We start from the raw sequence: 14246 nt of genomic DNA on the forward strand, positions 1-14246 counted from the left end.
CCGGGTCAGCGTGCTGCCTTCTCGACGGAGCGAAGGCTGTCCTGCGCAGCGAGCACCACCGCGTCCGCGGTGATGCCGAACTGCTCGAAGATCGTGGCGTAGTCGGCGGAGGCGCCGAAGTGCTCGAGCGAGACGCTGCGGCCGTGGTCGCCCACGACCTCGCGCCAGCCCTGGGCGACGCCGGCCTCGACGCTCACCCGGGCCCTGACCAGCGGCGGCAGGACGCTGTCGCGGTAGGCCTGGTCCTGCTCGTCGAACCACTCGCGGCACGGCATCGACACGACGCGTGCGGCGACGCCCTGCTCGCGGAGCAGGCTGCGCGCCTCAACCGCGAGCTGGACCTCGGAGCCGGTCGCGACGAGCACCACGTCGGGGGTGCCGTCGCGGTCCTCGAGCTGCGGCGCGTCGAGCAGGACGTAGCCGCCGCGGCGGACGCCCTCGACGCCACCCCACTGGGCGCCGTCCTCGCCCGCGCCGCGCGGCAGCACCGGGACGTCCTGGCGGGTGAGGCAGAGGCCGGCGGGACGGTCGGTCCGCTCGAGGACGGCCTGCCAGGCGGCGACGGTCTCGTTGGCGTCGGCGGGGCGGACCACGTCGAGGCCCGGGATGGCGCGCAGCGCCGCGAGGTGCTCGACGGGCTGGTGCGTCGGACCGTCCTCGCCGAGGCCGATCGAGTCGTGGGTCCAGACATAGGTGACCGGCAGGCCCATCAGCGCGGCGAGCCGCACCGCGGGGCGCATGTAGTCGGAGAACACCAGGAAGGTGCCGCCGTACACGCGGGTGCCGCCGTGCAGCGCGATGCCGTTCATGATCGAGGCCATGCCGTGCTCGCGGATGCCGAAGTGGAGCACCCGGCCGTAGCGGTCGCCCTGGAAGTCGCCGGTCGAGCGCTCCTGGGGGATGAACGACGGCTCGCCCTTGGGCGTGGTGTTGTTCGAGCCTGCGAGGTCGGCCGAGCCGCCCCACAGCTCCGGCAGGACGGGCGCGACGGCGGAGAGCACGGCGCCCGAGGCCTTGCGGGTGGCGACGCCCTTGGCGTCCGCGTCGTACGACGGCAGCGCGTCGGCCCAGCCCGCGGGCAGCGTCCGCGAGGACATCCGGTCGAGCAGCGCCTTGCGCTCGGGGTTGCTGGCGGCCCAGCCGTCGAGCTGCTCCTGCCACAGCTTCTGGGCCTCCCGGCCGCGCTCGACCAGCGAGCGGGTGTGGGCGAGCACCTCGTCGGGGACGTCGAAGGTCTTGCTCGGGTCGAAGCCGAGGATCTCCTTGGTGGCGGCGACCTCGTCGTCGCCCAGGGCGGAGCCGTGCGAGGCGCCGGTGTTCTGGGCGTTCGGCGCGGGCCAGGCGATGATCGTCCGGAGCACGACGAGGCTGGGCTTGTCGGTGACCCGGTCGGCCTCCTCCAGCGCCTCCCAGAGCGCCGGCACGTCCTCGGCGTACTCGTCCGAGTCGCCGGTCCAGTCGACGGTCTGGACGTGCCAGCCGTAGGCCTCGTAGCGCTTCGCGACGTCCTCGCTGAACGCGATGTCGGTGTCGCCCTCGATGGAGATCCGGTTGTCGTCGTAGACCACCGTGAGGTTGCCGAGCTGCTGGTGGCCGGCGAGGGACGAGGCCTCGGCGCTCACGCCCTCCTGCAGGTCACCGTCGCTGCAGACGGCGTACACGTGGTGGTCGAAGGGGCTCTCGCCCTCGGCGGCGTCGGGGTCGAGCAGGCCGCGCTCGCGGCGGGCGGCCATGGCCATGCCGACGGCGTTGGCGACGCCCTGACCGAGCGGCCCGGTGGTGGTCTCCACGCCGGCGGTGTGGCCGTGCTCGGGGTGGCCCGGGGTCTTGGAGTCCCAGGTGCGCAGCGCCTTCAGGTCGTCGAGCTCGAGGCCGAAGCCACCGAGGTACAGCTGGGTGTAGAGCGTGATGCTCGAGTGGCCGCACGAGAGCACGAAACGGTCCCGGCCGGCCCACGTCGGGTCGGCGGGGGAGTGCCGCATCTTCTTCTGGAAGAGCAGGTAGGCGAGCGGCGCCAGGCTCATGGCGGTGCCGGGGTGGCCGTTGCCCACCTTCTGCACGGCGTCCATGGCGAGCACCCGGCAGGTGTCGACTGCCTTGGCGTCGAGGTCGGTCCAGTTCAGCTGGGTCACGGGGGTCCTCTCGTGTTGCAGATCACCGACGGCGGCGGGGGCGTCGAGTCCCCGCGAGCCTATCGACCCGGGGCGATAGACTGCGAGCCGCACCTGACGCACCCCCACCCGAGGTTCCCCGTGACGCATGTCGGCCAGTCGGCCTCCGCTGTCGAGCAGCAAGAGCCGACTCGCGCGACCGTCGGTGACGTCGTCGCGGCGTACGTCGGCCTGACCAAGCCCAGGGTCATCGAGCTTCTCCTCCTCACGACGGTGCCGGTCATGTTCTTCGCCGCCCGGGGCGTCCCCGAGCTGTGGCTCGTCGTCGCCACTGTCGTCGGCGGCACCCTCTCCGCGGGCTCCGCGTCGGCGCTCAACTGCGTCTACGACCGCGACATCGACGAGCAGATGCGCCGTACCCGACGCCGGGCACTTCCACGCCACATCGTCTCGCCGCGATCCGCGCTGGTCTTCGGCCTCGCGCTCGGCGTGCTGTCGACGGTGATCCTCGCCGTCTGGGTGAACTGGCTCTCGGCCGGTCTCGCGCTCCTGGCCAACGCGTTCTACGTGCTCGTCTACACGATGGTGCTCAAGCGCCGGACGACGCAGAACATCGTCTGGGGCGGCCTCGCCGGCTGCTTCCCGGCCCTCATCGGCTGGACCGCGGTCACCAACCAGCTCTCCTGGGTGCCCGTGGTGCTCTTCATGGTGGTCTTCTTCTGGACCCCGCCCCACACCTGGGCGCTGGCGCTGCGCTATCGCGAGGACTACGCCAACGTCGACGTGCCGATGCTGCCCGTGGTCGCCTCCGCCCGCGAGGTCGGCAAGCAGATCGTCCTCTACTCGTGGGTGATGGTCGCGACCTCGCTGCTGCTGTGGCCGGTCGCCGGCACCGGCCCGTTCTACCCCGCCGCCGCCGCGGTGCTGGGCGCGGTGTTCCTCGTCGAGGCGCACCGGATGTGGGGCCGCACCCGCGGCACCGAGGACCTGAGCCGGATCCAGCCGATGCGGCTGTTCCACTCCAGCAACCTCTACCTGTCGCTGCTCTTCGTCGCGGTCGCGCTAGACCCGCTGCTCGGGGGCTGACCCCCGCGGGTCGGTGGGCCGTCAGCGGCCCTCGCGCACCTCGAGCACGGCGTGCGTCATGGCGGCGGAGATGACGGCTGCGCCGAAGAGATGGATCCCGACGAGCAGCTCGGGCAGGTCGGTGTAGTACTGCACGAACCCGACGAGGCCCTGCGCCAGCTGGATCCCGAGCAGGGCTGCCACGGCAGTGGCGACGGCGCCGCTGCGCCCGGCGACGCGCACGGCGAGCAGCAGGCCGACCGTGAGACCGACGAAGAGGAACACCGCGTCTGCGTGAAGCTGGCTGAGCTGCAGCGGGTCGAGGCCGTTGCGCGGCGAGTCCGCGTCGCCGGCGTGCGGCCCGGCGCCGGTCACGATGGTGCCGATGTAGAGCACCACCCAGCCGGCGGCGAAGGTCAGCCAGGCGAGGGTCAGCAGCGGCCCGTGGTGGACCACGGGGGCGGACTGGTCGATGCGGCGCAGGAAGAGCACCGCGAGCCCGATCAGCCCGAGGGACAGCACCAGGTGCAGGCTGACGATCCACGGGTTCAGGTCGGTGAGGACCGTGATCCCGCCGATCACCGCCTGGGCGGGGATGCCGAGGGCCAGCACGAGGGCCAGCCGGCGCAGCTCGCGCCGGCCGGTCTGCCAGGCGGCCATGAAGGTGAGCAGGGCGACCGCCACGAGGACGAAGGTCAGCAGCCGGTTGCCGAACTCGATGGCGGAGTGGATGTCCATCTCGCCGTGCGGCGTGAACGACTCCTCGGTGCATCGCGGCCAGGTCGGGCAGCCCAGGCCGGACCCGGTGAGGCGGACGGCGCCACCGGTGACCACGATCATGATGTTGGCGGCCAGGGTCGCCCAGGCCAGCGCCTTCACGCGGCCGGCCAGCTGGGGCACTCTCACTCCCACCGGAAGGTCCTCGTGGTAAGGGCCGTGCCCGCGACCGCCCAGACGAGCAGCACGAGCAGAGCGGCCGAGTCGGTGCGGCCGTCGGTCAGGGCGGCCCGCATGGCGTCGCCGAGCGCGCCGGACGGCAGCCACGGGGTGACGCCGCCCCACGCGCCGTACGCCGACGAGGGCAGCACGACCGCGCCGCCGGCAAGCAGCAGCAGGTAGACGAGGTTGGCGGCGGCCAGCGTGGCCTCCGCGCGGAGCGCGCCTGCGAGCAGCAGTCCCAGTGAGGCGAACGCCGCCGTGCCGAGGACCAGCGCCAGCAGCGCGCCCAGCGGGGCGATCTCCGGCGACCAGCCGAGGACGAGCGCCACGGGGACGATCACGGCGAGCTGGAGCCCCTGCACGAGCAGCAGCGCCAGCACCTTGCCGGCGAGCAGGCCGGCGCGCGGCAGCGGGGAGGCGCCGAGGCGCTTGATGACGCCGTAGCGCCGCTCGAAGCCGGTCGCGATGGCCAGCGAGGTGAAGGCCGTGGACATCACGGCCAGCGCCAGGACGCCGGGAGTGAAGACGTCGACCGCCGGGCGCGAGAAGTCGAGACCGAGGCGGTCCGAGCCGGCGACACCGCCGACGAGGACGATCACCGGGATCACGACCGCCAGCAGCAGCTGCTCGCCGTTGCGCAGCATCAGCCGCGACTCCATCGCCGCCTGGGCGACCACCTGGCGCGGCAGTGGCGCGGCGCCCGGCCGGGGGGCGAAGGTGCCGGCGCCGGGCTCGTGACGGCTCATGACTCGAGCTCCCGTCCGGTCAGCTGGAGGAACACGTCCTCGAGGTTGCGCTGCCCCAGCGTCAGCGACTCCGGCAGCACCCCTGTCTCCTCGCACCACGCGGACACCTTGGCCAGCGTCGAGGCGTCCGCGGGCCCGGTCACCAGCAGGCTCACCTCGTCGAGCTGGGTCACCTCGGTGGCCTCGCCGAGGGCGAGTCGCAACGACTCGGGCGCACCGGGCGGGAAGGGCTTGGTGACGACGAGCCGGATGGTCGCCGTGCGGCCGCCGCGGGTCAGCTCCAGCGGCGTGCCGCTCGCGATGAGCCGGCCGCGGTCGATGATGTGGATCCGGTCGGCGAGCCGCTCGGCCTCGTCCATGTAGTGGGTCGTCAGCACGACGGTGACACCGTCGCCGCGCAGCTCCTCCAGCAGCTCCCAGGTGCCGCGGCGGGCCTGCGGGTCCATGCCCGCGGTCGGCTCGTCCACGAAGACGATCTCGGGACGGCCCACGACCGCCAGCGCCAGGCCGAGCCGCTGCTGCTGCCCGCCGCTGAGCCGCCGGTACGGCGTGCTGCCGCAGTCGTCCAGGCCGAGCCGGTCGGCGACCATGTCGACGTCGAGCGGGTGGGCGTGGAGCCGGGCGACGTGGCGCAGCATCTCCATGGCCCGGACGCCGCTCCACGCTCCGCCGGCCTGCAGCATCACGCCGATCCGCGGCAGCAGGTCGCGCCGTTGACGCACCGGGTCGAGGCCGAGCACGCGGACCGTCCCGTGCTGCGGGCTGCGGTAGCCCTCGCAGGTCTCCAGCGTGGTCGTCTTGCCGGCGCCGTTGGGGCCGAGGACGGCCGTGATGGTGTGCTGCTCCACCTCGAGCGAGAGGTGGTCGACGGCGACCTTGTCGCCGTACCGCATCACCAGGTCGTCGACGACGACGGCGGCGGAGGAGGCGGGCACCGCACCAGTCTAGGAAGCGGTGCCACGCCTCAGGATCGTCGGGCCAGCAGCGAGTGCAGCACGTGAGGCTCGTCACTGATGATGCCGGTGACGCCGAGGGACAGCACCTCGTCCAGGGTGGTCTCGTCGTTGACCGGCCAGGTCATCACCACCTCGACCTGTGCGGCCAGCTCCGCGACGACCTCGTCGTCGAGGAGCGAGACGTGCACCGAGACCCCGTGCGGGGGTCGTTCGGGTCCGCGCAGCCGTCGCCGCAGCCGGGTGAGCTCGCGGTTGTTGCGCGCGGAGAGGACCGGCGAGACGTAGGGCAGGGCGCCCACGGCGTCCACCGTGGGCCACCAGCGGCCGCACACCAGCAGCGGGTGCTCGACCCGCTCGTGCAGCAGCCGGGCGACCCGGCGCGCGGTCGACGGGCGGCGTCCCTTGACGTCCAGCATGAGGGTCACGCCGGCGTGGTCCGCGGCCAGCAGCTCCTCCAGCCCGAGCCGCGGTTCGCTCGCGGGGGCGAGCTCCCAGGTGTCCCAGAGGAACGGCAGCGGTCCCGCGGACTTGAGGTGGCGCACCTCGAGTCGGCCGCGGTACTCCCGGACGTCGCACTCGATGACGTCGACCCCCATCTCGCGGGCCGCGTGCAGTCCGGCGAGCGAGTTGCCGGCCCGGTGGGCCACCGCCAGCGGCGTCATGAGGGTGCCCCGTGCCCGGGTCGGTGCCCCGTGCGCCGGTGACGGCGCCTCTCGAGGTACAGGGCGGCGACGTGGCCCAGCAGTGCCAGCGCCACCCCGGCGACCACGTCGAGCACGTAGTGGTTGGCGGTGGCGACCACCGCCAACCCCATGAGCACGGGCAGGGTGTAGCCCACGACCTTGAGCGCGGTGGTGGTGGCCGCGGTGACGATGGCGATGCCCACCAGCAGGTCCCAGCCGGAGTGCAGGCTCGGCATGGCGGCGTACTGGTTGGTGAACGCGGGCGGTTGCAGCACGCGGTAGGCCTGCGAGCTCTCGGTCACGGTGTCGACGAGCCCGAGGTCCATCAGCCGAGGCGGCGCCACGGGGTAGGTGACGAAGACGACCAGTCCGAGCGCCCCTGAGACCAGCATCCCGTCACGCAGCCGGAGGAAGACGTCGCGGTGGCGCCACACCAGCCACACCATGGTGGTGACGATGACCGGCCAGTGGCCCCAGATGTAGACCCAGTTGGCGAACGTCTCGAGGGTCGCGGACGGTGCGACCACCGCCTGCAGCTCCGCCTCGACGTGGATGCCGAGCGTCCGCTCCAGCGCCACGATGTCGCGGGCGTGGGCCTCGGCGACTGCCGACGAGCCCTCGTTGAGGCCGCGGGTGCGGAAGTAGACGAAGACACCGAGCACCACCACCACGGCCTGGGTCGTCACCCACAGGACGGGCGAGCGTCGCACGGCCCGGGAGACGTCGACGACCCCCCGGGTGGAGATGTCCATCTGTCCCTTTCCCAGTCCCGTCCGTCAGGCCCCCGCGCCTCCGGCCATCGTGCGTGACGGGCGGCGCATGCGTGACGGGGCGAAGGTCCCGACTCGGGCCCGGGGCTCAGGCGGCGGCGGGCGCCGGCGCGCCGCCCAGCGCCCGGCGCCCGGCGCGACGGGTCAGCACCAGGCTGACGCCGCCGAGGAGCAGCGCGGGCAGCCACGCGACGGCTGCCTTGACGGCGACGGCCGCGGCCGCGGCCGCCCACGGGACGCCCATCGCGGCCAGGGCGACGACCAGCGCGCCGTCGCGGGGGCTGGCGCCGTGGGGTCCGGGCAGCGCGCCGGCGAGCTGGCTGGCACCGAACGCGCCGAGGAGCGCCCAGGGGGACAGCTCGTGGCCGGTGGCCGCAACGGTGCCGAACAGCAGTGCCGCGATGCTCAGCTGGTAGCCGGTCGAGAGCAGCAGCCCGTGCGCGAGCTGGCGCGGGCGCGGTAGCGGGCGCTGCGGCAGCAGCTGCGGCCGGAACCGGCGCAGCAGCAGCCCGACGCCGAGCAGGCCGACGCCGACCGCGCCGGCGACCAGCAGGTACTGGACGGGCAGGGTGGTCCCGGCCAGCACCACGAACGCCGCGAGACCGAGGGCGCCCACCAGCCGGTCGACGCCGACGCTGAGCATCGCGTCGGGACGGCGCATGCCGGTGCCGTGCAGCCGGTGGACCCGCCAGGCGTCCGCGCCGACGTGGCCCGGGGTCAGCAGGCCCAGCAGCTCGGACTCGGCGTACGCCCGGAGGTGCCAGCGGCGCGACAGTCCCGCGTCCGTGAGCACCCGCCAGCGCAGCGGGCACAGGACGTACTTCCCGACGACCCAGGGAAGGAGGCCCAGCGCCACCGGCCAGAGGCTCACGTCGGGGAGCCGGGGCAGCGTGAGGGCCGGGACGAGGATGCTGACGGCGACGCCGAGCAGCAGGACGGTCCGGGAGTGGATGACACGGTGGAGGCGCGGAGGCAGGGTCACGGCGTGCGGTTCCGAAGGCGGTCTCGGGGGCGGGACCTGTCGAGTTCAGCATGTCCGCCAAGGCCTCACCCAATCTTCGAGACCGGGATCACGGGCCGTCGGGACGGTCCGAGCGGGCCGGTGTGGCGCACGTCGCACGGCTGCGACCCCACCTTTAGGCGACCCTTACTTGAACGCCCCGGCGCATTAACAGCACACTGGCGTTGTGGAATTCGAGGACCGGCACCCCCAGGTGCACGACCAGCCGACGCGTGAGCGCGTCGTGCGGTCGATCCTGGTCAACGGGCCCTCCACCGCCGCGGCGCTCGCCGAGCGTCTCGACATCACCCCGGCGGCGGTGCGCCGCCACCTGGACCAGCTGCTCGACGAGGGGACGCTCGAGGCGCGGGAGCCGCGCCACGGCACCACCCGGGGCCGCGGCCGCCCGGCGAAGGTGTTCGCCCTCACCGAGGCGGGGCGCGACCACTTCGAGCAGCAGTACGACGACCTCGCCAACCAGGCGCTGCGGTTCCTGCGCGAGACCGGCGGCGAGGAGGCCGTCCGGGAATTCGCGAACCGTCGCGTGGCGTTCGTCGAGGAGAGGTTCGAGACGGTCTCCGCGGAGCACCCCGAGCTGAGCCCGGTCGAGGTACTGGCCCGGGTCTTCAGCGACGCCGGGTACGCCGCCTCCGTCAAGGACGCACCCGTGGGGGAGCAGCTGTGCCAGCAGCACTGCCCGGTCTCCCACGTGGCCCACGAGTTCCCCGAGCTCTGCGAGGCCGAGACCGAGGCCATCGGTCGCGTGCTGGGACACCACGTCCAGCGCCTCGCCACGATCGCCCACGGTGACGGGGTGTGCACCACCTGCATCCCGTCGGCCGCCACGTTCACCAACCAGAAGGAGCGGGTCACCACATGACCTCGATTGAAGAGCTGAACCCCGAGCTGCAGGGCATCGGCCGCTACGAGTTCGGCTGGGCCGACCCGGACGTCGCCGGCGCCTCCGCGCAGCGTGGTCTGAACGAGGCCGTGGTCCGCGACATCTCGGCCAAGAAGGACGAGCCGCAGTGGATGCTCGACCTCCGGCTGAAGGGCCTGAAGCTCTTCGAGCGCAAGCCGATGCCGACCTGGGGCTCGGACCTGTCGACGATCGACTTCGACAACATCAAGTACTTCGTGCGCTCCAGCGAGAAGCAGGCGACCTCGTGGGAGGAGCTCCCCGAGGACATCAAGAACACCTACGACAAGCTCGGCATCCCGGAGGCGGAGAAGCAGCGCCTCGTCGCCGGCGTCGCGGCGCAGTACGAGTCCGAGGTCGTCTACCACTCGATCCGTGAGGACCTCGAGGCGCAGGGCGTGCTGTTCCTCGACACCGACACCGCGCTGAAGGAGCACCCGGAGCTCTTCAAGGAGTACTTCGGCACCGTCATCCCGGTCGGTGACAACAAGTTCGCCGCGCTCAACACCTCGGTGTGGTCCGGCGGCTCGTTCATCTACGTGCCCAAGGGCGTCCACGTGGACATCCCGCTGCAGGCCTACTTCCGGATCAACACCGAGAACATGGGCCAGTTCGAGCGGACGCTGATCATCGTCGACGAGGACGCCTACGTGCACTACGTCGAGGGCTGCACCGCGCCGATCTACTCCTCCGACTCGCTGCACTCCGCAGTCGTGGAGATCATCGTGAAGAAGGGCGGCCGCTGCCGCTACACGACCATCCAGAACTGGTCGAACAACGTCTACAACCTCGTCACCAAGCGGGCGACCTGCGAGGCCGGCGCCACCATGGAGTGGGTCGACGGCAACATCGGCTCCAAGGTGACGATGAAGTACCCCGCCGTCTACCTCATGGGCGAGCACGCCAAGGGCGAGACGCTGTCCATCGCCTTCGCGGGCGAGGGCCAGCACCAGGACGCCGGCGCCAAGATGGTGCACGCGGCGCCCCACACCTCGTCCTCGATCCTCTCCAAGTCGGTGGCGCGCGGCGGTGGCCGGACGTCGTACCGCGGGCTGATCCAGGTCAACGAGGGCGCCCACGGCTCGAAGTCGAACGTGCTGTGCGACGCGCTGCTGGTCGACCAGATCAGCCGCTCCGACACCTACCCGTACGTCGACATCCGCGAGGACGACGTGTCGATGGGCCACGAGGCGAGCGTCTCCAAGGTCTCCGACGACCAGCTCTTCTACCTCATGTCGCGCGGCATGGAGGAGGACGAGGCGATGGCGATGATCGTCCGCGGCTTCGTCGAGCCGATCGCCAAGGAGCTGCCGATGGAGTACGCCCTCGAGCTCAACCGCCTGATCGAGCTGCAGATGGAGGGCGCGGTCGGCTGACGCCGTACCAGCCCCGCTGCCACCACCGATCGACGACCAGAAAGCAGAACCTGTGACTGTGACCGACACCCCGGCTGTTGCCGAGGCGATCGAGACCACCAAGGTCGAGAGCCACCTCCACCCGGAGGGCTCCTTCGACGTCGCGGACCACGCCGTCCCGACGGGCCGTGAGGAGATCTGGCGGTTCACCCCGCTCAAGCGGCTCCGCGGCCTGCACGCCGACGCCGAGTTCATGCCCAGCGCCACCGCCTGCACCTGGAACACCCCCGAGGGTGTCCGGGTCGAGGGCGTCAGTGGCGACGAGGCCCGTGCGCTGCGCGGCGTGAGCGGCCTCGTGCCGAACACCCGCTTCGCGGCCCGCGTGCTGGCCGAGGTGCCCGACACCCTCCTGGTGGACGTGCCCGACGACCTCGTGGTCGCCGAGCCGATCACCGTCGACCTGACCGGCGAGAACGCCGAGGTCACCGAGGCCGGCCACATCGTCCTCCGCTTCGGCCGCCACAGCAAGGCCATCGTGGTGCTCAACCACACCGGCCACTCCTCGATGGCGCAGGTCGTCGAGGTCGTCGTCGGCGACGGCGCCCAGGTCAACGTGATCTCGCTGCAGGACTGGGCCGACGACGCGGTCCACCTGACCCACCACGAGGCGAGCGTCGGCCGCGACGCGACGTACAAGCACGTCGCGATCTCGTTCGGTGGCGACGTGGTCCGGATGGACTCCAACGTCCGGTACGCCGGTCCCGGCGGCGACGCGGAGATGCTCGGCCTCTACTTCGCCGACGAGGGCCAGCACCTCGAGCACCGCCTCTTCGCCGACCACACCGCGCCGCGCACCAAGAGCCACGTGCTCTACAAGGGCGCGCTGCAGGGCGAGGGTGCCCACACCGTGTGGGTCGGCAACGTGCTGATCCGCAAGGTCGCCGAGGGCATCGAGACCTACGAGGAGAACCGCAACCTCGTGCTCTCCGACGGCTGCCAGGCCGACTCGGTGCCGAACCTCGAGATCGAGACCGGCGAGATCGAGGGCGCGGGCCACGCGTCGGCGACCGCCCGGTTCGACGACGAGCAGCTCTTCTACCTGCGCTCGCGCGGCGTGGAGGAGAAGGAGGCGCACCGCCTCGTCGTGCACGGCTTCTTCAACGACCTCATCCGCAAGGTGGGCCTCGAGCCGCTCGAGGAGCGGCTGCTGGCCACGGTCGAGGAGGAGCTCGCGAAGAACGTGCTGAAGGCGGACGCCTGATGGCCTTCGAGCGCGTCTGCACCACGAGCGAGGTCCCGGCCGACGAGGCGCTCGGCGTCACCGTCGGCGACCTCGACCTGGCGATCGCCCGGGAGGGCGAGGAGTACTTCGCCGTCCAGGACCTCTGCTCGCACGCCGCGGTGGCGCTGAGCGAGGGCGACGTCGCCGACTGCTCCATCGAGTGCTGGCTGCACGGCTCGCGCTTCGACCTCCGCACGGGCAAGCCGATCGGGCCGCCCGCCACCGAGCCGGTGTCGACCTTCCCCGTGGAGGTGCGCGACGGCGACGTCTACGTCGACGTCGAGAACCCGCTCAACGGCGTCCAGCCCGGCTGACCCCCCAGACTTCGAACACAGGAAAGAGACACGAACTGATGAGCACGCTGGAGATCAAGGACCTGCACGTCTCGGTCGACGCTGACAACACTGCGGACGGCACCGGTCAAAAGCAGATCCTCAAGGGCGTCACGCTGACCATCAAGGACGGCGAGACCCACGCGATCATGGGTCCGAACGGGTCCGGCAAGTCCACGCTGGCCTACTCCATCGCCGGCCACCCGAAGTACACCATCACCGGTGGCTCGGTGACCCTCGACGGCGAGGACGTCCTCGAGATGTCCGTCGACGAGCGCGCCCGCGCCGGCCTCTTCCTCGCGATGCAGTACCCCGTCGAGGTGCCCGGCGTCTCGGTCGCGAACTTCCTGCGGACCGCGAAGACCGCCATCGACGGCGAGGCCCCCAAGCTCCGCACCTGGGTCAAGGACGTCAACGGCGCCCTCGAGCGGCTCAACCTCGACGCGTCGTTCTCGCAGCGCTCGGTCAACGAGGGCTTCTCCGGTGGTGAGAAGAAGCGTCACGAGATCGCCCAGCTCGAGCTGCTGAACCCGAAGGTCGCGATCCTCGACGAGACCGACTCCGGCCTCGACATCGACGCGCTGAAGATCGTCTCCGAGGGCGTCAACCGGTTCCGCGAGCAGGAGGGCAAGGGCGTCCTGCTGATCACGCACTACACCCGGATCCTGCGCTACATCCAGCCGGACTTCGTCCACGTCTTCGTCGACGGCAAGATCGCCGAGGAGGGCGGGCCCGAGCTCGCCGAGCAGCTCGAGGCCGAGGGCTACGACAAGTACACCCGCACGGCGGTCTGAGATGACCCGCCTGGAGGGTCTCCTCCCGGAGCTCGAGGTGGTCCGCAAGGACTTCCCGATCCTGACGCGGTCGGTGGCCGGCGGGCACCCGCTGGTCTACCTCGACAGCGCCAACACCTCGCAGAAGCCGCAGGTGGTGATCGACACGATGGTCGACCACCTCGAGCGGCACAACGCCAACATCGCCCGCGCCATGCACACGCTCGGCGCGGAGGCGACGCAGGCGTTCGAGGAGGCGCGCGACAAGGTCGCGTCGTTCGTCAACGCCCCGAGCCGCGACGAGGTGATCTTCACCAAGAACGCCTCCGAGGCGCTCAACCTGGTGGCGAACACGCTCGCGTGGGCACGCGGCGACTGGGCGGACGGCGTCGGGTCGCTCGGTGAGGGCGACGAGGTCGTCATCACCGAGATGGAGCACCACTCCAACATCGTGCCGTGGCAGCTGCTCACCGAGCGGACCGGCGCGACGCTGCGGTGGTTCGGGCTGACCGACGAGGGCCGGCTCGACCTGTCGAACATCGACGACCTCATCACCGAGCGCACCCGCGTGGTCTCGCTGACCTGGGTGTCCAACATGCTCGGCACCGTCAACCCGGTCGCCGAGATCGCCCGGCGCGCCAAGCAGGTCGGTGCGCTCGTGGTCGTCGACGCCTCGCAGGCCGTGCCGCAGCTGCCGGTCGACCTGACGGCGATGGCCGAGGCGGGCGTCGACCTCGCCGCCTTCACCGGCCACAAGGTCGTCGGTCCGACCGGCATCGGCGTGCTGTGGGGCCGCAAGGCCGTTCTGGACCAGCTGCCGCCGTTCCTCGGCGGCGGCGAGATGATCGAGACCGTCCGCATGGAGCGCTCGACGTACGCCGGGATCCCGCACAAGTTCGAGGCGGGCACGCCGCCGATCGTCGAGGCCGTCGGCCTCGGCGCCGCGGTCGAGTACCTCGGCCACCTCGGCATGGACGCCGTGCACCGCCACGAGCAGGCGATCACGGCGTACGCGCTGCAGGGGCTCGCGTCCGTGCCGGGCGTCCGGATCCTCGGGCCGACCGACGCCGCCGAGCGCGGGGGAGCGGTCAGCTTCGAGATCGAGGGCGTCCACCCGCACGACGTGGCGCAGGTGCTGGACTCGCGCGGCATCGCCGTGCGCGCCGGGCACCACTGCGCCAAGCCCGCCCACGCCCGTTTCGGGGTCCAGAGCTCGACCCGGATGTCGTCGTACCTCTACACGACGCCGGCCGAGATCGACGCGCTCGTCGAGGGCCTCGAGTACACCCGTTCCTACTTCAAGGTGGGTTGATCC

General features: G+C 71.7%; 14 protein-coding genes. 7 read left to right on the forward strand and 7 right to left on the reverse strand.

The window, feature by feature from the left end; all coding sequences use genetic code 11:
* Positions 1-5 precede the first annotated feature (5 nt).
* A complete protein-coding gene (tkt, locus tag ACFP2E_RS00955) occupies positions 6-2132 on the reverse strand; it encodes a transketolase (RefSeq protein WP_378521756.1) in 2127 nt (708 codons plus the stop codon).
* A 120-nt stretch (positions 2133-2252) separates the two neighbouring features.
* Between tkt and ACFP2E_RS00960 the strand changes: the two genes are divergently transcribed.
* A complete protein-coding gene (locus ACFP2E_RS00960; RefSeq protein WP_378521757.1) occupies positions 2253-3197 on the forward strand; it encodes a heme o synthase in 945 nt (314 codons plus the stop codon).
* A 21-nt stretch (positions 3198-3218) separates the two neighbouring features.
* Here ACFP2E_RS00960 and ACFP2E_RS00965 read toward each other — a convergent pair whose 3' ends face one another.
* The 6 genes from ACFP2E_RS00965 to ACFP2E_RS00990 form a co-directional block, all read right to left on the reverse strand.
* A complete protein-coding gene (locus ACFP2E_RS00965; protein WP_378521758.1) occupies positions 3219-4076 on the reverse strand; it encodes a heme A synthase in 858 nt (285 codons plus the stop codon).
* Between the two features lie 2 nt (positions 4077-4078).
* Positions 4079-4861 carry an ABC transporter permease gene (locus tag ACFP2E_RS00970; protein ID WP_378521759.1) on the reverse strand — a complete coding sequence of 261 codons (783 nt, stop codon included), beginning with the start codon at positions 4859-4861 and terminating at the stop codon, positions 4079-4081.
* Entirely contained in the window at positions 4858-5796 is a 939-nt protein-coding gene (locus ACFP2E_RS00975; protein ID WP_378521760.1) for an ABC transporter ATP-binding protein, read from the reverse strand. The genes ACFP2E_RS00970 and ACFP2E_RS00975 overlap by 4 nt, the downstream gene beginning before the upstream one ends.
* A gap of 29 nt (positions 5797-5825) precedes the next feature.
* Complete coding sequence (locus tag ACFP2E_RS00980) at positions 5826-6479, reverse strand: glycerophosphodiester phosphodiesterase (protein ID WP_378521761.1); 654 nt, start codon at positions 6477-6479, stop codon at positions 5826-5828.
* Positions 6476-7252 (reverse strand): phosphatase PAP2 family protein, encoded by a 777-nt coding sequence (locus tag ACFP2E_RS00985; protein WP_378521762.1) that lies wholly within the window; start codon positions 7250-7252, stop codon positions 6476-6478. The genes ACFP2E_RS00980 and ACFP2E_RS00985 overlap by 4 nt, the downstream gene beginning before the upstream one ends.
* A gap of 106 nt (positions 7253-7358) precedes the next feature.
* Complete coding sequence (locus ACFP2E_RS00990; protein WP_378521763.1) at positions 7359-8252, reverse strand: lysylphosphatidylglycerol synthase domain-containing protein; 894 nt, start codon at positions 8250-8252, stop codon at positions 7359-7361.
* A 205-nt stretch (positions 8253-8457) separates the two neighbouring features.
* Between ACFP2E_RS00990 and ACFP2E_RS00995 the strand changes: the two genes are divergently transcribed.
* The 6 genes from ACFP2E_RS00995 to ACFP2E_RS01020 are packed head-to-tail and all read left to right on the forward strand — an operon-like array spanning position 8458 to position 14243.
* The gene (locus ACFP2E_RS00995; protein WP_378521764.1) at positions 8458-9150 is read left to right on the forward strand and encodes a helix-turn-helix transcriptional regulator; all 693 of its coding nucleotides are present in this window, start codon (positions 8458-8460) and stop codon (positions 9148-9150) included.
* The gene (sufB, locus tag ACFP2E_RS01000) at positions 9147-10565 is read left to right on the forward strand and encodes a Fe-S cluster assembly protein SufB (protein ID WP_378521765.1); all 1419 of its coding nucleotides are present in this window, start codon (positions 9147-9149) and stop codon (positions 10563-10565) included. The genes ACFP2E_RS00995 and sufB overlap by 4 nt, the downstream gene beginning before the upstream one ends.
* Before the next feature lie 58 nt (positions 10566-10623).
* Entirely contained in the window at positions 10624-11805 is a 1182-nt protein-coding gene (gene sufD / locus ACFP2E_RS01005) for a Fe-S cluster assembly protein SufD (RefSeq protein ID WP_378521766.1), read from the forward strand.
* Positions 11805-12140 (forward strand): non-heme iron oxygenase ferredoxin subunit, encoded by a 336-nt coding sequence (locus ACFP2E_RS01010; RefSeq protein WP_378521767.1) that lies wholly within the window; start codon positions 11805-11807, stop codon positions 12138-12140. Before sufD ends, ACFP2E_RS01010 begins: the two co-directional genes overlap by 1 nt.
* 38 nt (positions 12141-12178) lie before the next feature.
* Complete coding sequence (gene sufC, locus ACFP2E_RS01015) at positions 12179-12952, forward strand: Fe-S cluster assembly ATPase SufC (protein ID WP_378521768.1); 774 nt, start codon at positions 12179-12181, stop codon at positions 12950-12952.
* Between the two features lies 1 nt (position 12953).
* On the forward strand, positions 12954-14243 hold the full coding sequence (locus tag ACFP2E_RS01020) for a cysteine desulfurase (RefSeq protein ID WP_378521769.1): 1290 nt from the start codon (positions 12954-12956) through the stop codon (positions 14241-14243).
* Positions 14244-14246: the final 3 nt, after the last annotated feature.

The organism is Nocardioides sp. GCM10027114 (assembly GCF_042659625.1).
GTDB lineage: Bacteria > Actinomycetota > Actinomycetes > Propionibacteriales > Nocardioidaceae > Nocardioides.